Genomic DNA, 18,919 nt, shown 5'->3' with positions numbered 1-18,919 from the left:
TCAACTGGCCCATGAAAATAGTTGAAAACTGGTTCTTTTCATCATGCCAGACAAGCGCCATAGTCGCACCATCGTTTTGCTGAAGACCCCCGATGTACACCCCCGCACACTTTGCTGAAACCCGCCCCGAGGAACTGGCCCGCATCATCCGCTCGCACCCGCTGGGCACCCTGGTCACGCATGGCGCCCAGGGGCTGGACGCCAATCATCTTCCGTTCGAGTTGGATCCTGATGCCGGCGCACATGGCATGCTGACGGCACATGTGGCACGCGCCAACCCGGTGTGGCAGAACTGTCCCGGGGAATGCCCGGTGATGGTGATCTTTCGCGGCGCCGAGAGCTATGTCTCGCCCAATTGGTATCCGAGCAAGCACGAGACGCACCGGCAGGTGCCCACCTGGAACTACGAGGTGGTGCACGCGCATGGCATGCTGACCATCCGCGACGACGAGCGCTTTGTGCGCGGCGTGGTGGGCCGCCTCACACGCCGGCACGAGGCCGGCGAGCCTCGCCCCTGGAAGATGTCGGACTCCTCGGCGGAATTCATCGACAGCATGCTGCGCAACATCGTGGGCATCGAGATCGCCATCACCTCATTGGAGGGCAAGCGCAAGCTCAGCCAGAACAAGGACGAGCGCGACCGCCTGGGTGCCGCCGAAGCGCTTCAGGCCCGTGAGCAGACGGAACTGGCGCAGCGCATGCGCGCGCCATGATGACCATCGCAGGGACCATCCGCTCCATGAAGACGATCTACACATCGACTTTTACCTTTGCGATGGGCGATGCAAGCGAGGAGTTCCATACCCTTGACCAGGCCATCGCCACCACCGCGAAATCCATTCCGGGCTATCTGGGCGAAGAGGCCTGGGAGAATCCTTCGACGGGGCTGGTCTCCAACGTCTACTACTGGGAATCGATGGAGGCGCTGCGCGCGCTCATGGAGCACCCCGCGCACATCGAGGCCAAGGCGCGGCAGGCGGAATGGCTCAAGGGTTATCAGGTCGTGATCGCGCAAGTAGTGGGCTTCTACGGGGATGGTGGTGTCACCCATCCCCTGGGACATATCGCTTTCGGACATCGTGGTCGTCGTGGCGGTGGGGAGCATTGAGGCTGTCAGGCCAACCGGCCCCTGTTGTTGGGCACAGGTATGAGTTCATGGACGTACATTGGAGTTCGTCGATGGTTTGGATATCCCTGTCATGGATGAAGCAAACGGGTTGCACGCTGCATGAATCTCAACTACCACATCCGCCGCTTTGAACCTGGCGACGAGCCATTGCTTCGACAGGTATTTTTCTCCGCCGTTCATGGCAGTGCCGCACGGAACTACACGGTGGAGCAACGCATGGCATGGGCGCCAGAGGACTACGATGCCTCCGAGTGGTCGCGAAGAATGGAGAAAAATCAACCTTTTGTCCTTACCATGGACGGCGTTCCTGTCGCCTTTGCCGATCTCCAGCAAGACGGTTACATCGACCAGTTCTTCGTCGACGCACGGCAAGGCGGAAAAGGCCTGGGACTTGCGCTGTTGCGCTTTCTCTTGGCGCGAGCGGAAGCGGAGGGGCTACCTGCGATTCATTCTCACGTCAGCCTCACTGCGGAACCGCTTTTTACGAAGGCAGGCTTTTTCGTAGAAGAGCGCCGCGTCGTTGAACTACGAGGCGTGCTTTTCAGCAATGCGCTGATGTGCAGGTTGCTGGTTCGTTGATGGCGCTATTTGATCGGTGTGTGTGGGAGGGCTTGCGTTTTTGCCGCGATTTCCGCTGCTCATACTCGCAACGCTTTCTAGCGGTCAACGACACATACCGGCCATCCGGGCATCGACGCGGGGGACTGCCCAATGACGGGTTTCAGGTGTGCGGCGGGCAACGACCATCAAATGCAGGCAGATGGGTCGCTGGATGTCTGCTGTGACGTCAAGCGAACGGGGGCTTGCGACCCAACCCGGAAGTTCGTATCAAACCAAAGCAGTCATTCACAAGCGTCTATTCCAAATAAAAAACGCCAAGAGCTCGATCCCTTGTACGGACCCCAAGATTTGAATGGGTGTCCAACTCTTGGGGTGCAGTTCAGAATAAGTGGACGCGATCTTGCCCTTTGGAGACTCTTTTTGCTAGATGGGGATTGCTGGACGCTTACATAGTAGTCACAGGCTTGCAAAATCACAGCGACTGCAACCAGCCTGCAACGCAGCGGCTACTGCCAATCACACCTGGACATTGAATTCTCAGTTCAGGCAGGCAACAGACAGCTGGCCTGGCAGCTTTGCGCGACATTTATTTCCATGTGTATAAAATGTTAAAAATAGGGTGCAAGAACCCAAGTGTCACGATCTACTTGAGGGGACAATGTTGAGTACAAAGCTTTCAACGTTCGCGACAGGCGCTTGTTTAACCGCAGTGTCTATGGCGTTTAGTCATGCGGCTGCTGCTGCCTGGGTATCAGGCGCCCCCATGTTGACCGAGCGTTCGCAGCATGCCGGTGCGTTGCTCGATGATGGCTCCTATGCTGTGTTCGGGGGGGTAAATCACAATGGTTTCGTTGCGACAGCAGAGCGGCTGGCAGGTAATGTTTGGAACTCAATAGGCGCAATGGCAATCACTGGCAACGAAATGGAGTCAGTGACTTTGGGCACCGGCCAAGTGCTTGTGCGCGCCGACGGTAGCCTGCAAGCTCGTCTGTACGACCCGGAGTCCAATTCCTGGTCAGATGCGGGAGTTCAGAGTGTTACTCGCAGTATGCCCTCCATGACATTGCTGGCCGATGGCCAACTTCTGTTGGCTGGTGGTAGCAACGAAAAATCGGCGGAGTTGTATGACCCGCAGACACGCACATGGACACCGACTGCGAGCATGAGTGTGGCACGACGTGCCCACGCTGCCGTGCTGATGCATGATGGCCGCGTATTAGTGGCGTCGGGTTTCAATAATAGTAGTGGAGAAGTCCCGAGTGCAGAAATCTACGATCCTGTTGCCGGCACATGGTCACCGGCCGCGCCGCCGCTGGTGCCGCGCCACTATGCCAGCATGAATCTACTGCCTGACGGGCGCCTGCTACTGGCAGGGGGATTCACGGCCGCTGGGGTTACCAACCATGCAGAACTCTATGACCCGGTCGCCAACACATGGACAGCCACTGGTGCGTTAAATCATCCGCGCGACAGCATGATGGGCTACCTATCAGCTCATTCAACCGTGCTGCCGTCCCGCAAGGTATTGCTTGCTGGCGGCTCAGACGGAGCACGCAATCCCCAGCCAGTGGCGGAAGTTTATGACCCTGCAACTGGCACTTGGAGCATTGCGGATGCAATCAATCCAGCGCGCGAAAATGGAACAGCGAGTCTTTTGCCAAGCGGCGAGGTGCTAATTACGGGTGGGCACAGCTCGAATCCCAGTACAGCCTTTTATGCGAACACAGATCGCTATCAGCCTCCAGTGCCCGCCAATAATTTGGCCGTACTGGACTCTCTGCCGCTTTTGCAGCGGCGAGGGGGGGTACTGACTTTGACAGGCACCGGGTTCAAGGGCGCTGGTGGCACCGACATACCGAGTCTGGAGCTGCAACGTGTAGAGAATGGATTCATCTACCGGATAGGTTCCACTTCTCATTCAGCGACACAGTTCGTGTCGACGCCGTTGCCCAATCTGCCCGCAGGGCTGTATATGGCGCGCTTGATTGTGGCAGGCGAACCGTCTGCGGTCGCCCAGTTGGTTCGATTCACCGATCCAGCAGGAACACCCTCAGGCACAGCGGGTGCACTGCAGGTCGCCGTAAGCTGGACTGCGCCTGCCGATGATCGAGGAAATCCTCCGGTCGGCTATGAAGTGAATTCCAGTCCAGCGAGTGCCGGCTGTACCGCTGTCGCGCCATCGACGCAATGCACCGTGAACGGGTTGACCGCTGGCACGAACTACACGTTCACCGTGCGTGCCAAGCACGCCAATGGCCTGGGGCCGGAGTCCGCACCTTCTCTTTCTGTGACGCCCCTTCCGGCACCTAGCCCACAAACCATCGACTTTGTGCCACCAGCGCCGCATAAATTTGGCACGACCTATCAGCCGCAGGCTACGGCCACTTCAGGATTGAACGTGGGCTTTGTGGTCGATTCCGGGCCTTGTGTAGCCCAGCAGCCGTCAGGCCCCATCACATTCACTGGTGTGGGAGACTGCACGATTCGCGCAACGCAACCAGGTAACACCACTTACCAAGCAGCGCCCGACGTGGCGCATGTCTTGGTCGTGGAACAAGGGATACAGACGCTTCGCTTCACCCCGCCTCCGCCTTCGACTGCTCAAGTGGGGGGCGCTACACGCCCGTTGTGGAGGGTGGGGCATCAGGAAACCCGGTGATTGTTACGGCAAGCGGTGTGGCCCGGCAGCAGCGCCTGCTGCAGAAGGCCGTAGCCGATGTTTGCACGCTTGACGCTGGCACGGTGACCTTTGGTGCAGAAGGCACATGCACGATCACCGCCACACAAGACGGCAACGCCAACTATGCACCCGCACAAGCTCAGTCTTACGACATCACGGTGACGGCCGCTGCGGTTGTGACACAGCCAACACCTGTCCCGTCGCTGAGCCAGTTAACGCTGATGCTGCTTTCCGCTGCAATGGCGGGACTGGCCGCCATTAGCTTTCGTCGCAAACGGCTAAATTGATAGATGACGGTGGGCGTTATGGGTAATTAAAGTCGTAAACAGGGTTCTGGCATCCATGTGGCTTCCCGAGGTGCCTCAACTTGCGATGTGCGAACTAAAGTCGTATACACAGCCCTTAGCCATCTGTTCGCAACCTCGCGCGTCATGGTGCTGTTGTATGCCTCCGTTCGACCCTAAGCCGCCTCCAGCGAGAAGCTCCAAAGCCGCCATTCAGTCTAGCTGTAAGCGCAAGGCCGCCCTCCATTCGTTGGTGCAAGTGGAGGCTTGGAAGAGGTCTTCCAGGCGTTTGCGAAAATTCGCGCTCCCAAAACCGCAAGGCTGGCGGAACAGGGCAGGGTCTTCGCACGCGGGTTGTTCGCAACGGATCCTGAAACCTGTCGCATCCGCAACGAGAGGGCCAAGGCATCCGATCCTGTGCGTGACGTGCAGGTCTTGGCAGCCGGATGGGGACAGGGTCTGCCGATGCTTGGTGGCGCTGACATCACATCAGTGGAAGGAAATGGATTCGGCAGCCTTTACCGCATTGAATGACGGGTGCGGGATTGCGCACGGATGCCGACCTGCCTGGGCTCAATCCTTCAAGGCCTTCTGCCTCCATCCCAATACCGCCCCCAGCAACAAGCAAGACGCCGACACCGCCAGCCCGCGCTCCAGTCCACCTGCGCCGTCGGCTACCCAGCCGACCACCATCGGGCCGATGATCTGGCCGAGTGCGAACGCCGTAGTGAAAGCGCTGATGCCCGCAGGCCATGCATTGGGCGGAAGGTTGTGGCGCACCAAGGCTGTGGTCGATGCCACTACCGACAAGAACACCGCGCCAAACACCATGCCTGATACAAACGCCACGGGCACCGATGTCGTGACTGCGGGCAGAACGGTGACCACGGCCAGAAGCAGGTTCAGGATGGCGAGTGATTGCCCACCCTTGAAGTAGTCGAGCATGCGCGCCCAGATGCGCGAGCCAGCCAGTACGGCCACCCCCAGCAGTGCATAGAACACGGTGATGCGAGTTGGTGACATGCCTTGCTGTTTGAGCAAGGCGACGACAAACGTCATGTAGCCGATATAGCCCGCACCGAACATGAAGTAACCGCTCAAACCAAAGCCGAAATCGCGTAGCGCAAACTTGCCGTCTCCCGCCTGCGCACGGGCGGGCTCGCCAATCTGCCGCGCAGGCCAGGCCATGACAGCAGCGGCCACAAAGCACGACAGCCCCAGAGCGAGCCAAGGCCATTGCCAACTGTGCGCCATCCCTTGCACCTGCGCAGCGTTCAAGGTGGCGGGAATCAGCAAGGCAGACAGCACAATGCCGATGCCCGCGCCACCGTAATACAGTCCGATCAAAAAACCTGCATTGGCGACGAACAAGCTGCCCAAGCGTGCGGCAAGAACCCCGCCGGTGATGAACACCGAAGCGCTGGCTGCACCTGCCATAGCTCGCAGCAGCATCAACGCTGTGGTATCCGTAATCTCGCCTGACACCAGCATGAACAATCCCGCCAATACGGAGCCCGTCATCAGCAGATGCCAGGCACCCCAACGCCGCATCAGCCATGGTGTGAGCAGCGCTCCGACGAAGTAGCCCAGAGCATTCGCCGTGTTCATGCTCCCGGCCACCAGATACGACCAGCCCAGATCGTCGCGCATGGGCGATAGCAGCAAGCCATAGGAAAAACGCGATATGCCCAGTGCTACCGCTGCACCCAGCGACAGCGCGAGTGCGATGGCGACCGGATGCCCGATGGTTGGCAAGGCAGATGCGGATGCGGCTTGCGCTGTGTCTGGAACCGTTGATTGTGTTTCTGTGGTCATGGCGTGTCTCTGAATGCTCGTTGTTTTCCCATGCTAGACAATCTGTCTAAAATAGACAATAAACATCCAAATTAGACGATCAATGACCAGTTTCACCATTCTTGTTCCAGCGGGCACCTTGGCCGGCAGCGTGGGGGCCAGCCTGGATATTCTGGGTTTCGCGCGTCGTTGCGGCGCACCTGCTGGCAGCGTGGAGTGGCAAGTTGCCAGCATGGAGCCGCAGGTGGCGCTTTCGGGCGGGATGTCGATGGCAACCACGCCGCTCTCGGAACTGCGCTTGTCTGCGCAGTCGGTACTGATCATCCCCGGCATCGGGCTGGATGGCCATGTTCCCGGATACGGCGCGGGCGAGCAGAGCAGCATCAACGAACGCTATGCGCAGGAGCGCCTGCAAGCCCGCATGGCCGCCCCCGATTCGCTGGCCTATGCGCATCTTGCCGCTCGGCACCATGCGGCAGGCGGGCGTGTGGCCGCATCGTGCTCGGGTGTGTTGTTGCTCGGCATGGCCGGATTGCTCGATGGATGTCACGCCACCACGCATTGGCGCCTAGGTGATTTTGTACGTCGCCAGTTTCCCAAGGTTCTGCTCGATGAAAATCGCATGCTGGTCGAGGATGGCCGCATCACCAGCGCAGGCGCTGCCATGGCTCAGGTCGATTTGATGCTGCACCTCGTGCAGGCTGGCATTGGCGGCTCGGTGGGTGAAACGGTGACGCAGCGCGTGATGCAATACCTGCTGGTGGACAGCCGCAGCAGCCAGGCTCGCTACCGAGTCTGGGAACACATGTGCGGCGCGGGCGACGACACCGTGATGCGCTTTGAAGCGCTGATTGAATCGCGCCTGCCGCAGCTCCCAACGATAGCCGACGCAGCTAATGCCCTCGGCATGACAACACGCACCTTGTCACGGCGCATCGCTGCCAGCACGGGCCTTGCGCCGCTGCAACTGGTCAACACGGTGCGCATGCGACATGCCCAGCGCCTGCTGGCGCAAGGTGATTTGCCGCTGGAGGCAATTGCACGAGAGGTGGGCTACGCAAATGCCACAGCCTTGCGCAAGCTCACACTCAAAATGACCCAACTGCCGCCGGGTGTGCTGAGGCGTGAGGTGGGGTTGTCCAAAGATGGAGCGTGGTGAGTCACCTGTTTAGGGTGACGCGGCACTTCCAGGCAGACGGCGCCCAACGGCTGGTGATTGCGGTCGCTCAGGCACTGGACCGTGAATGACTCAGATCAGCCTATTTCGGCTGGGCAGCGGCTACCGTCATTCGGCAATTGCCAGCCTCCAGCTGCTTGCAGATTCATGATCTCGTCATTTACAATGAGATTGGTTCTCATTTGTATTGTTTGATTGCACGCTGATGCCCGCCTCCGATCTACCTGTTGCTGACGATGTCGCCGGCCTGTATGTGGAGCACAGCACTTGGCTTCAGGGTTGGTTGCGCAGGCGCATCGGCGATGCATTCACGGCAGCGGATGTCGCTCAGGACACTTTTCTCAGCTTGCTGGATGGGAAAACTGCGACGCAGGAGATTCGCGAGCCGAGGCCGTTTCTGGCGACGATCGCCAATCGGCTGCTGGCTCACCGCCATCGTCGACAACTGCTCGAGACCGCTTATCTGGAGGCCATCGCAGCTCTGCCCGAAGAATTTGCACCGTCGCCGGAGACTCGGCTGATCGCGGTGCAGAGCTTGCAGGAGATCGATCGCGTGCTCGACGGTTTGCCTTCCAAGGTGCGAGAGGCTTTTCTGTTGGCACATCTGGTCGAACTGAGCTACGCCGAGATCGCCGAGCGGCTGGGGGTCTCGGCCAGCTCGGTCAAGCAATATCTGTCCCGGGCCCATCGCGAATGCCTGTTCGCCATCTCCTTCTGACATCATGGCCTCCCAAAGCGATACGTTGACTCTGCCCAGCGGCCGGGTGATCAGCCGGGCCACCGCGAACGCGGCTGCGGACTGGCTCACCCTGCTCATGTCGGGCGAGGCCAATGAGGAACAGCGAAGACGCTGGGTTCAGTGGCGCAAGGCACATGCTGACCATGAAGCGGCCTGGCTGCATATCGAGTCCGTCACGGGCCGGATGAAATCGCTGGCGCCCAGTCCAGCCTACACGGCCCTGTCCTCTTATGGCGCAACCGGCCGGCCCGCTTCCACGGCGCGCAGACGCGCCACGCGGGTGCTCGTGTGGGGTGGTCTGGCGACCAGTGCCGGGCTTCTTGCCTCCCGCACTACACCTTGGAAATCCAGCATGGCCGACTGCCGGAGTGCGACCGGTGAGCAACGCCACTTTGCATTGGAAGACGGCACGCAACTCATGCTCAACACGGGCAGTGCAGTGAATCTGCGATTCGATGCCAGAGAGCGTCGCATTCTGCTGGTGGAGGGCGAAATCATGGTTGCCACTCGCCATGGAGCAGGTGTTCCCACCGATCCTCGGCCGCTGCTGGTGGAGACCGCCGAAGGCAGCATACGCTCACTGGGCACCCGTTTCACCGTACGCCAGCACTCCGACAGTACCAGCGTGGCTGTGCTGGAGAGCGCCGTTGAAATCTCGCCCCGAAGCACACTGGGTCACACACGCGTGCTGCATGCCGGCGAGCAGACAAAGTTTGGCCGCGAGACGATCGAGACACCAGGTTTGACCGATGAACAGACGGCGGCCTGGACGCGCGGTCAGTTTCTGGCGGACGAGCAGCGCCTCGGCGACTTTCTTGCCGAGTTGGATCGCTACCGGCCGGGAACGGTGCGTGTCGATCCGCAGATTGCCCATCTGCGCCTCTCGGGAGTCTTCCCGTTGGCGGACACCGATCGCATTCTGACCACACTGCCCAGCGTGTTACCGGTGCGTGTGCAATGGCGCACGCGCTACTGGGTGACGGTGGTGCCAGCGGATCGGGGGCACTGAAAAAATTTTGTGAATGGATTGCCCGATTTGCTTTCTCGCGGCACCTACCTCATGAGGGACCGGAATTTTCAGCGGTCCAATCAAGAGGAACGACATGTCGAATTTGCAACGCGCCCGCTTTTTGGGGAGTCCACATCCATCTCCCGTAGCGCTCGCCGTCCTGGCACTGGCCCTGGGTTTCATGGGCGGTGCACCATCTCATGCCAGTGCGCAGGGCACTGCGCAAGCATCCGGCGCAGGCGTCGTTGATTTCAGCATAGCCGCCGGGCCACTGGCTCCGGCGCTGCGCGAGCTGGCCAGCAAGTCCAACATCATCCTGAGCTTTACCGCAGAGCAGAGCGATGGCAAGCGCACGTCCGGCGTCAGCGGTCGTCACACCGTCAGCAGTGCCCTGGCCGTGTTGCTGAACGGGACCGGTCTTCGCGCCATGCAATTGGACAATGGCGCATTCGTGCTGCGCGCAGACACCTCCCACAACACTCCCGCGCACTCCGTACCAGTTGCCGCAGCCGCCAGCGCCAACACACTGCCCCCAGTCACCGTGATCGGGACAGCGACCGCCAGCGACACCACCGAGGGCACGCACTCATACACCACGGGCAGCATGAGCACAGCGACTCGGCTCGATCTGTCCATGCGCGATACGCCACAGGCTGTCACCGTCATCACCCGTGAACGCATTCAGGATCAAGGTTTGGCAACGGTCAACGACGTAGTGCAGACCGCGCCCGGCCTGACCTTTCGGAGATTCGGGCCGGAACGTGCTTCCTTCTATTCGCGCGGCATGTACGTGGACAACATCATGTACGACGGCCTGCCGGTGAGCCTGGACAGCTCCAACCTGTCACAGGATCTGCTGGCCACCGATATGGCCATCTACGACCGCGTGGAGATCGTGCGTGGTGCCACCGGTCTGGCCCAGGGCGCGGGCAATCCGTCAGCAGCCATCAACCTGGTGCGCAAGCGACCGACCAAAATTCCGCAAGTCTCTGTCGGCGTGAGCGCCGGCAGTTGGGACCGCTATCGGGCGGAACTGGACGCATCCGGCCCGCTGTCGGAAGACGGCAGTCTGCGCGGACGCACCGTGATCGCCACTCAGGACTACGGGGGGTACAAACGCGGCGAAAGCAGCAAGGGCCAGACTCTCTACGGGATTCTGGAGAAAGACCTGAATGCGTCGACCAAACTGACGCTAAGCGCGCTGCATCAGGAAAGCAAGCTCCACGGCAACGGCTTCACCGGACTTCCGGTGGCCAGCGACGGCAGCGATCTGGGGCTGCCACGCTCCACGTCCTATGCCAATGACTGGGAGCATTGGAACAAGACAACCAACTCGGCCTTCATAGGACTGGACCATCGGTTCGACAACGACTGGCGCGTGCATTTGTCGGCCTACTACGCACAGGCCGAAGTGGACATGCAGGGGCACTACATCAGCCACAACGTCACCACGGGCGCTTACAGCCAGTTGGGTGCCCGCAATGCGCATCAGGAAAGGCAGGCCAGTGCTCACCTGTATGCCAATGGGCCCTTCGAGCTGATGGGCCGCAAGCATGAACTGGTGTTGGGTGCCAGCTACCGGAACATCAACTTCGACGGCAATAGCCGCCAAGGTCTGGCCCTCAACAGCAAGCTCGATCTGCACAACTTCGACCCCAGCGCCGTGGCGGATCCCGAGATCCCCTTGCGCGACTGGATGGACGCGAAGATCACGCAGCAAAGCGTCTATGCAACGACACGCTTGAACGTGGCCGACCGGGTGAAACTGATCCTGGGCGGACGGCTGGACTGGTTCGACTACAACGACACCGTCAATACCTATCCGAACTTCGCCGCCAACACGCCATCCGTCATTGCGAATAACCGCTACAGCGTCGACAACCATCTGACAAAGTACGCCGGGCTGGTCTTCGACCTGAACGACCAGCATGCGCTTTATGCCAGCTATACCGATATCTTCAAGCCACAGAACTATCGAGATGCCAGCAACAAACTGCTGGATCCGGTGGTCGGCCGAAACTATGAAATCGGTATCAAGGGCGAGTACTTCGATGGAGCGCTGAATGCTTCTGCAGCGGTGTTCCGCATGGATCAGAAGAACCGTGCCTACCGCAGCACGGACCAGACACAATGCGTCAACTATCCCACTGTCACCTGCTACTCCGCTGCCGGCGAGGTCCGCAGCCAAGGGGTGGAACTGGAAGTACAAGGTGCCATCACCCCCAACTGGCAGGCAGGTGCCGGCTACACAGTGGCCATCGCGCGTTACCGCAAGGATGCGACCGCCAGCAATGTGGGTGAGCTCTTTGACACCGATACGCCGCGACACCTGTTCAAACTGTCGACCATGTACCGGCTGCCCGGCGACTTGCAGCGCTGGCGCATAGGCGGCTCCGTCTACCGTCAGGGATTCATCTACAACAAGGGCACCACGAGCGGCATCCCCTTCTACATCACACAGAAGGCATACGCCGTGGCCGACCTGGTGATTGGCTGGCAGGCGACATCCGCGCTGGACGTTCGTCTCAACATCAACAACGTATTCGACAAGAAGTACTACAACGCCTTGTCCGGCAGCGCAGGCTTTCCCAGCAACGTCTATGGTGAGCCGCGCAACGTGATGCTTTCCGCGCGGTACCAGTTTTGAAACGCGGCGACATGCGCGGCGCGCTGGTAGTGCTGCATCGTTGGTTTGGCCTCTTCATCGCCGGATTCCTGTTCATCGCGGGCCTGACCGGCGCAGTGATCGCCTGGGACCACGAACTCGACGAATGGGTCAATCCTCAACTGTTTCGGGCGGCCTCCGGTACGGTGAATTCCACACTTGCGCCGCTGGAACTGGCGCAGCGTGCCGAAGCGGCCGATCCGCGCCTGAGGATCAGCTTCGTGCCGCTGACGCTGGAGCCAGGTCACACGGCGATGCTGGGCGTGGCCCCGCGCATCGACCCCGCCACCGGAGCTCCCTACCAGCTTGGCTTCAACCAACTCGCGATGGACCCGGCCACCGGCGAGGTTCAGGGTCAACGACAGTGGGGACGCATATCGCTGTCGCGTGAAAACCTGTTGCCCTTCCTCTACAAGCTGCACTACACCATGCATATTCCCAAAGGCTGGGGCATCGAATGGGGGTATGGCTGATGGGTGTGGTGTCCGCAGTGTGGATCGCCGACTGCTTTCTGGCACTGTGGATCTCGTTTCCCAACACACGCACATGGCGCAAGTCACTCAGTTTCCGGCTCCGTCAGGGTGGTTCCAAGCTCAACTTCGACCTCCATCGTTCCGGCGGCGTGTGGGTATGGGCTCTGCTGCTGATGTTGGCCGTGACCTCTGTGTCGCTGAACCTGGGAACTCAGGTAATGCGCCCTCTGGTGTCGATGTTCTCTCCGTTGACGCCCTCGCCATTCCAACTGCGCCAGGACAGTCGCGGGCGCGAGCAAACCGATCCGATGCTTAGCCGAGAACAAGCCATCGCAATGGCCGAAGCCGAGGGACACCGCCGAGGTTGGGAAGCTCCCGCAGGATCCATCTTCTATGCGCAGCGTTTCGGCATCTATGGCATCGCGTTCTTCACGCCGGACAACGACCGGGATGACAACGGCATGGGCAATGAAGTGCTCTATCTGGATGGGGATACAGGTGCCGTCGTGGGCGACAAGGTGCCGGGTCAAGGCTCTGCGGGCGATGTCTTCATGCAGGCCCAACTGCCACTCCACTCGGGCCGGATACTGGGCACGCCGGGACGCGTACTGATGTCGTTCATGGGATTCCTCGTTGCGATGCTGAGCGTGACAGGCCTGGTGATATGGGTGCGGAAGCGCAGAGCCCGAGCGGCTACTGCATCGCGCCCGTAACGATGCCTACTTCTGGAAAAACGTTAACTTGTTCCCCCATGAAGTAGGAGTACCGTGTATGTGTTGGACGTGCTGGAGCACCTAAGCCTCCTGCACCACCCGGGAGATCATCTGCGGGCCGAGGTTGGTGCTGATTGTCCCGTGAGGTGATCCTGCGGCGCGAAGACGTCCGTTAAAGCTCCGTCGAACGCTTTGCTAACCGTGAATGTCGGCAATCAGCCAACTGCTGACTTGTAACCCTCAACCGCGAAAGTCGCTTACCAACCTAAAGCGGCACTGAGTCCTCATTTGGCGCTGAGAAATCAACAGCGACGTGACCGGGGTGATCCAGGCGTCGCGCGCGGTGTCTTTCGAGCCGCGCTCGCCCTGCACGGTGGAGAAGCGCACGAACACGGGCGTGATCTTGCCGGCCTCCTGGAACGGCGCGGCACGCGTGAGATCGGCCAATGATTCGTAGCATTCGAAGTATCCGTGGGCTCCCGATCCGCGTGCATGCACGATGCGCTCGGGGATGCGTTCGTGGTCGAAGTGCGTGATCTTCTCGCGCAGGATGAAGTCCTCGAGCAGCGCCGGGCCCCGTTCGCCGTATTTCAGCGAATTCTGGTTGTCGGCGACAGCAACCCCCTGGTTGGTCGTCAGCACGCGGCCTGAGGAGTCCACACGCACGCGATCGAGTGTGTCGATCGTTTCATTGATCCCCTCAGGGGCGGTGGCTCCCGTCTTGCGCGATCCGTTGCCTTCGGACAGCGTGCTGGCAGTGGCGCGGCGGGACGCCGGCCGTACCGTGGCGCCGGCTGCCGGATGTGTGCCGCTGGCGAAACCATGCTCGCCTGCCTTCGTGGAGTTGTAGGGCCGTTCTCTTGCAAGGGCATCGGTCTCTGTTTCCCTGGCGGACAGCGCGTCCTGGGTCGCGGCCCGGGAAGGATCGTGGTCTGCGTTCCTGCTCGACGCGGCTTTTGCATTTTTGCGTGTAGAAGTTTCCTTGTCGGTTTTCATGAGGCACCTTTGCTGGGGGATGGCGAAACCAGGGCTGAAGACCCGGAGGAGGGGCGAAGCACGTGGGCACGCGGCAATCGATGTGCCAGAGCCCTGCGTGTAGGGCACGGAAGTTGCCATTCGGATTCCGGCTGATTGCTACCGGCCGGCCGGGTAATTTCCCATGTCATGAAGATGAAGCGCGCTCTGGATATTCATTCGGCAGGTTACGTCCGTTGGAGATGTAAATATCAAATGGCTTTTCGCAAAGAGGAATATTGTTTTATCTGAGAAGGTGACTCAGGAGTGGCAAGAAATTCGTTGAAATAATATGTATGGGGGTTGTGCTCCTACATCCATGTGAAGTTTCTGGTTTTATGGTGTCAAACAGAAAGGCAATATCAGCGAAGCAGGAGCTGCAATGACATATATGGAAATTGAATTCACCACGTATACGGTGCTCAAAGACCTGGGCATGCGCCTGCATGGCGGCGTTGCTCGCTTGTCATTTGATAACCTGTAAGGGTGCGCCATGAAGCAGGAAAAGAACCTTGCCCCCACATCCACCCGCACTCTTTGGAAGGGTGCGATCAGTTTTGGGCTCGTTCATATTCCGGTCGGGCTTTATACAGCCACGCGTGACACCGGCATAGATTTTGATTGGCTGGACAAGCGCTCCATGGAACCTGTGGGTTATCGCCGTATTAACAAAGCTACCGGCAAGGAAATTTCACCCCGTGATATCGCCAAGGGTGTGGAATACGAGGACGGCCGATATGTGATTCTTACGCCTGAAGAAATCGCATCGGCTTTTCCCAAGATCACGCAGACGATTGAGATCGAGGCCTTTGTGGACGCGGAGGAAATTCCGTTGATCTACCTGGAGCGCCCTTACTACACCGCACCGCTGGCGCGCGGTCAGAAGGTTTATGCGCTGCTGCGCGAGGCTCTGCACAAGACGGGCAAGGTGGGGGTGGCCAAGGTCGTCATTCAGACCAAGCAACATCTGGCTGTGCTCATGCCTTGCGGCAGGGCACTGGTGCTCAACCTGTTGCGCTGGGGAGGAGAAATCCGTTCGTTCGAGCAACTCGATCTGCCACCGCTTGGCATCAAGGCGAGTCGCATTACCGCGGCCGAGATGGACATGGCGGTCAAGCTGATCGAAGACCAGACGCAACATTGGGACGCGGATGGGTTTCGCAACTCGTTCGCGGAGGAAATCCACAAGCTGATCCATGCCAAGGTCAAGGCAGGACAGGTCCACGAAGTGGTCAAGGCCGAAGAAGCCCGGCCTGCATCTCAGGGGGCGGAGATCGTCGATTTGACGGCCCTGCTCAAACGCAGTCTGGAGGGTGGGAGCAGCAAGAAGTCCGCAGCGAAGCCTGCCGCGAAAGCGGCCGGAACGAGCAAGCGCCGCACCGCCTGAGATGCCGTGGCGCCAGCGTAATGGGGGGACTAGAGAGCTGGGCTGGGCGATGGAGCACACACCGGGCAGGAGAGGGACAACGCACAGGAGTGACAAGGATGGCTGGAACACTGTCCACCTATCAGAACAAGCGCAATTTCTCGATCACCCCGGAGCCTCGCGGCAAGGCTGCAGCCTCCGGCACGGGGGCATTGCTGTATGTCATCCAGAAGCACTGGGCCAGTCAATTGCACTACGACCTGCGGCTTGAAATCGACGGTGTGATGAAGAGCTGGGCCGTGCCCAAGGGCCCCAGCCTCGATCCCCATCACAAACGCATGGCCGTGCAGGTGGAGGATCACCCGATGGCTTACAACCGCTTCGAAGGCCAGATTCCGGCGGGCCAGTACGGAGCTGGCAAGGTCATCATCTGGGATAGCGGCTATTGGGTGCCATTGTCCGATCCCGTGAAAGCCTACAGGGCTGGCAAGCTGAAGTTCGAGCTTCACGGCCAGAAGCTGCAAGGGCGCTGGACACTGGTGCGGATGCACGGCCGGGAGAGGGAGCGTCAACCGCCGTGGCTGTTGATCAAGGAGGCGGATGGACTGGAGCGCAACGCAGCGGATTTCGACATTGTCCAAGCCATGCCCGATAGCGTGGCGCATCTGGCAAACCAGACGGAGGAAAGGTCGGCTGACGCTCCTCGCGCTCCTCGCGCCGCTCGCAGATCCCCTGCACCCACCTCCGGTCAGACCAGGGCACTCGTTGATCTGCCCGATACCGTGTTGCCGCAACTGGCTGAACTTCAGGGTACCGTGCCCGACGCATCGGATGAGTGGGCGTGGGAGTTGAAGTTCGACGGCTACAGGCTGCTGGCGCGCAAGCAGGGCAGCGACGTGCGGCTGCACACGCGCAACGGCAAGGACTGGACCCACAAGATGCCGAAGATCGCCAGCGCGCTGGCGGCGTTGCCGGTCGCATCCTGTTGGCTGGACGGCGAAGTGGTGGTTCTCAATGCCGAAGGAGCTCCTGATTTTCAGCGCCTGCAGAACGCATTCGATCTGGGAAAAGACGTGCACCTGCTTTACTTCGCGTTCGATCTGCTGTTCGACGCCCAGGGTGATCTGCGCGGGGCGCCATGGACAGAGCGGCGGGAACGGCTGGTTGCGCTGATGCAGGATCTCCAGCGCGATGTGGTGCGGTTGAGCGATGCCTTTGATGCGCGGCCCGCCGATCTGCTGTCATCGGCCTGTTCGATAGGCTTCGAGGGCATCATCGGCAAGCGCAAGAGCTCGCCCTATGCCGGGCGGCGCAACTCGGATTGGATCAAGCTCAAATGCCTGAAGCGCCAGGAGTTTGTCATTGGCGGCTACACCGATCCTGCGGGCTCGCGCGTGGGCCTGGGCTCGCTGTTGCTTGGTGTGCATGACGATCAGGGCGCACTGGTTTATGTCGGCAACGTAGGCACGGGTTTCTCCGACACCACGCTCAGCCGCTTGAGCGAAGCGCTGTCAGCGCTGAGCGCCCAGGATTCGCCATTTCAGGAAACCACTGGAATCGGCGTTCGCCATGTGCACTGGGTGCGGCCGACGCTGGTTGCCGAAGTGTCGTTTGTCGGCTGGACCGACGAGGGGCGCATACGCCATTCCGTATTCCATGGAATACGAGACGACAAACCCCCTCAGGAGATCCGGCGAGAGGTCCGTCGCGAGGCTGCTCAAGAAAAGAAGAACGGAGCGCGCGCTATTCCAAAGCCAGGGGAGCAACTTATGCCCATGAATTCTTCCACCGTGGAAGGCGTGATCGTCTCCCATTCCGAACGTGTGCTGGACACGCAAAGCGGCGTCACCAAGCTGGATCTCGTGCGCTATTACGCGACGGTCGCACCGCTGATGATGGAGCATTTGAGTGAACGGCCAGTGGCCTTGATGCGCGCTCCTGCGGGTGTGAAAGGGGAGCTGTTCTTTCAGAAACACCTGCAAGCCCTTGACCTGAAGGGCTTTCGACAGCTCGATGCTTCGCTCGATCCCGGTCATGCACCTCTTGTGATGGTGGCCGCGCCCGAAGGGCTGGTGCACGCAGCGCAGATGAATGTCATGGAGTTCCATACATGGAATGCGAAGCGTGATCGCATCGAGCGGCCTGATCGAATGACGCTGGATCTCGATCCGGGTGAAGGCGTGCAGTGGATTCAGGTGCAGGAAGCTGCGCATCTTGTGAAGGTCCTGCTTGACGAACTCGGCCTGAGCGCATTTCTCAAAACCAGTGGCGGCAAGGGACTGCATATCGTCGTGCCCATCCTGCGGCGTTATGAATGGGACACTGTCAAGGGCTTCTCGAGAGCCCTGGTGCAGCACCTGTCCGACACCATCCCTGCTCGATTCGTCGCCAAAAGCGGTCCCCAAAATCGCAGGGGAAAGATCTTTGTGGACTATCTGCGCAACGGCCGTGGTGCGACCACCGTGAGCGCATGGTCGGCGCGTGCGCGCGCAGGCATGGGCATCTCGGTGCCCCTGTCCTGGAAAGAACTGGAGCGCACGACCAGCGGTGCCCAGTGGAACGTGCAGAACATCGACGAGCGACTGCGCATCGGCAACTCCGTGTGGGATGGCTATGCCACGTCGGCAAGGCCACTCGCGGCAGCCATGCAGGCATTGGGCTACAGAAAGGGCGATTCTTCGACGTGAGTGACAGGCTGCAGGCCGGGCACAACACCCAGGATCGGCAGGCAGTGATGCTCCCGCGGGCCCACAAAAAAGGTTCTTCGCGGAATACCGGGACGAATGGAGTCGCGTGACGAACAGAGCGGTGGTGCCTGCGGTGGGAGTCTTCGTATGGCGGTGCCGATATGGCCCCTCATACTTTGTTGCAAAGGGTGCGCGCGCTGCCCGGGCGGTCGTTCAAGAAGCCTCAGTCCCCAGGCAATCGCGATGAAGCCAAAAAAGAGGAGAGCTCCCTCGGTGGAGGGGCTAGGTTTTTCCTCCGGCAGCGCCCTTGCCGCCCTCTGGAGGCGGCGCCAGCGGCCGCCCATCCGCACCGCGGGCGTCGGTATCGCGCAATCCGCGTTTCAAGTCATTGTGAGCCTGCTTCATTTCCGGTGATTTTTCCCCGCCGGTCATGTCGGTGGATTGGTCTCGTTCATGCGGTAGTTGAGCGCTGGAGCCAGGGTCTTGGGTTCGGCTCGGCTTCTCCGTGTTGATGTGGACTTCGGGCGTATGGGTAAACGGAGGGTTCGGTTTTGCGGGATTGCTCATGACGGCTCCTTGAGGGTGACGATCTCCTTGTACCGAGGGTTTCATGGGCCTCTTCCGTGGG

The 18,919-nt window shown here is 60.1% G+C and carries 15 protein-coding genes and 2 pseudogenes; 14 read left to right on the top strand and 3 right to left on the bottom strand.

Annotation, left to right across the window (positions count from 1 at the left end):
- The first annotated feature begins 92 nt into the window (after window positions 1–92).
- The 6 genes and pseudogenes from H9K76_RS13490 to H9K76_RS13465 all read left to right on the top strand — a co-directional run.
- Window positions 93–713: an FMN-binding negative transcriptional regulator gene (locus H9K76_RS13490; protein WP_187595919.1), complete on the top strand. Its 621-nt coding sequence runs from the start codon at window positions 93–95 to the stop codon at window positions 711–713.
- 35 nt (window positions 714–748) lie between these two features.
- Window positions 749–1,108 (top strand): antibiotic biosynthesis monooxygenase family protein, encoded by a 360-nt coding sequence (locus tag H9K76_RS13485; RefSeq protein WP_187600636.1) that lies wholly within the window; start codon window positions 749–751, stop codon window positions 1,106–1,108.
- Window positions 1,109–1,228: 120 nt separating this feature from the next.
- Window positions 1,229–1,708: a GNAT family N-acetyltransferase gene (locus H9K76_RS13480; RefSeq protein ID WP_187595918.1), complete on the top strand. Its 480-nt coding sequence runs from the start codon at window positions 1,229–1,231 to the stop codon at window positions 1,706–1,708.
- A 745-nt stretch (window positions 1,709–2,453) separates the two neighbouring features.
- Window positions 2,454–4,349, top strand: a complete 1,896-nt coding sequence (locus H9K76_RS13475) for a fibronectin type III domain-containing protein (protein ID WP_246475011.1) — start codon at window positions 2,454–2,456, stop codon at window positions 4,347–4,349.
- Window positions 4,346–4,657 (top strand): IPTL-CTERM sorting domain-containing protein, encoded by a 312-nt coding sequence (locus H9K76_RS13470; RefSeq protein WP_187595916.1) that lies wholly within the window; start codon window positions 4,346–4,348, stop codon window positions 4,655–4,657. Before H9K76_RS13475 ends, H9K76_RS13470 begins: the two co-directional genes overlap by 4 nt.
- Before the next feature lie 249 nt (window positions 4,658–4,906).
- Window positions 4,907–5,188 (top strand): annotated as a pseudogene (locus tag H9K76_RS13465) (monooxygenase); the annotation flags it as partial.
- A gap of 39 nt (window positions 5,189–5,227) precedes the next feature.
- Here the strand turns inward: H9K76_RS13465 and H9K76_RS13460 are convergent.
- Window positions 5,228–6,469 (bottom strand): YbfB/YjiJ family MFS transporter, encoded by a 1,242-nt coding sequence (locus tag H9K76_RS13460; protein ID WP_187595915.1) that lies wholly within the window; start codon window positions 6,467–6,469, stop codon window positions 5,228–5,230.
- Between the two features lie 118 nt (window positions 6,470–6,587).
- On the opposite strand from H9K76_RS13460, the gene H9K76_RS13455 reads away from it, so the two are divergent.
- From H9K76_RS13455 to H9K76_RS23680, 6 genes are all read left to right on the top strand, one after another.
- A complete protein-coding gene (locus H9K76_RS13455) occupies window positions 6,588–7,607 on the top strand; it encodes a GlxA family transcriptional regulator (RefSeq protein WP_187595914.1) in 1,020 nt (339 codons plus the stop codon).
- Between the two features lie 223 nt (window positions 7,608–7,830).
- Entirely contained in the window at window positions 7,831–8,343 is a 513-nt protein-coding gene (locus H9K76_RS13450; protein WP_187595913.1) for a sigma-70 family RNA polymerase sigma factor, read from the top strand.
- 4 nt (window positions 8,344–8,347) lie between these two features.
- On the top strand, window positions 8,348–9,373 hold the full coding sequence (locus H9K76_RS13445; protein WP_187595912.1) for a FecR domain-containing protein: 1,026 nt from the start codon (window positions 8,348–8,350) through the stop codon (window positions 9,371–9,373).
- A 94-nt stretch (window positions 9,374–9,467) separates the two neighbouring features.
- On the top strand, window positions 9,468–12,020 hold the full coding sequence (locus H9K76_RS13440) for a TonB-dependent siderophore receptor (protein WP_187595911.1): 2,553 nt from the start codon (window positions 9,468–9,470) through the stop codon (window positions 12,018–12,020).
- 11 nt (window positions 12,021–12,031) lie between these two features.
- Window positions 12,032–12,511 carry a PepSY-associated TM helix domain-containing protein gene (locus tag H9K76_RS23685; protein ID WP_425489585.1) on the top strand — a complete coding sequence of 160 codons (480 nt, stop codon included), beginning with the start codon at window positions 12,032–12,034 and terminating at the stop codon, window positions 12,509–12,511.
- Entirely contained in the window at window positions 12,511–13,224 is a 714-nt protein-coding gene (locus H9K76_RS23680) for a PepSY-associated TM helix domain-containing protein (RefSeq protein ID WP_425489584.1), read from the top strand. Before H9K76_RS23685 ends, H9K76_RS23680 begins: the two co-directional genes overlap by 1 nt.
- A gap of 333 nt (window positions 13,225–13,557) precedes the next feature.
- On the opposite strand, the pseudogene H9K76_RS23590 reads toward H9K76_RS23680, so the two are convergent.
- Window positions 13,558–14,220 (bottom strand): annotated as a pseudogene (locus H9K76_RS23590) (catalase); the annotation flags it as partial.
- Between the two features lie 511 nt (window positions 14,221–14,731).
- On the opposite strand from H9K76_RS23590, the gene ku reads away from it, so the two are divergent.
- Both ku and ligD read left to right on the top strand, forming a co-directional pair.
- A complete protein-coding gene (gene ku / locus H9K76_RS13425) occupies window positions 14,732–15,625 on the top strand; it encodes a non-homologous end joining protein Ku (protein WP_187595910.1) in 894 nt (297 codons plus the stop codon).
- Between the two features lie 20 nt (window positions 15,626–15,645).
- Complete coding sequence (gene ligD / locus H9K76_RS13420) at window positions 15,646–18,291, top strand: DNA ligase D (protein ID WP_425489583.1); 2,646 nt, start codon at window positions 15,646–15,648, stop codon at window positions 18,289–18,291.
- A 282-nt stretch (window positions 18,292–18,573) separates the two neighbouring features.
- On the opposite strand, the gene H9K76_RS13415 is transcribed toward ligD, so the two are convergent.
- The gene (locus H9K76_RS13415; RefSeq protein ID WP_187600818.1) at window positions 18,574–18,858 is read right to left on the bottom strand and encodes a hypothetical protein; all 285 of its coding nucleotides are present in this window, start codon (window positions 18,856–18,858) and stop codon (window positions 18,574–18,576) included.
- Window positions 18,859–18,919: the final 61 nt, after the last annotated feature.

Origin of the sequence: Diaphorobacter ruginosibacter (assembly GCF_014395975.1) — a bacterium.
Classification (GTDB): domain Bacteria; phylum Pseudomonadota; class Gammaproteobacteria; order Burkholderiales; family Burkholderiaceae_C; genus Diaphorobacter_A; species Diaphorobacter_A ruginosibacter.
Note: the sequence above shows the minus strand (reverse complement) of the source record. Positions and strands in the feature narration are given on the sequence as shown.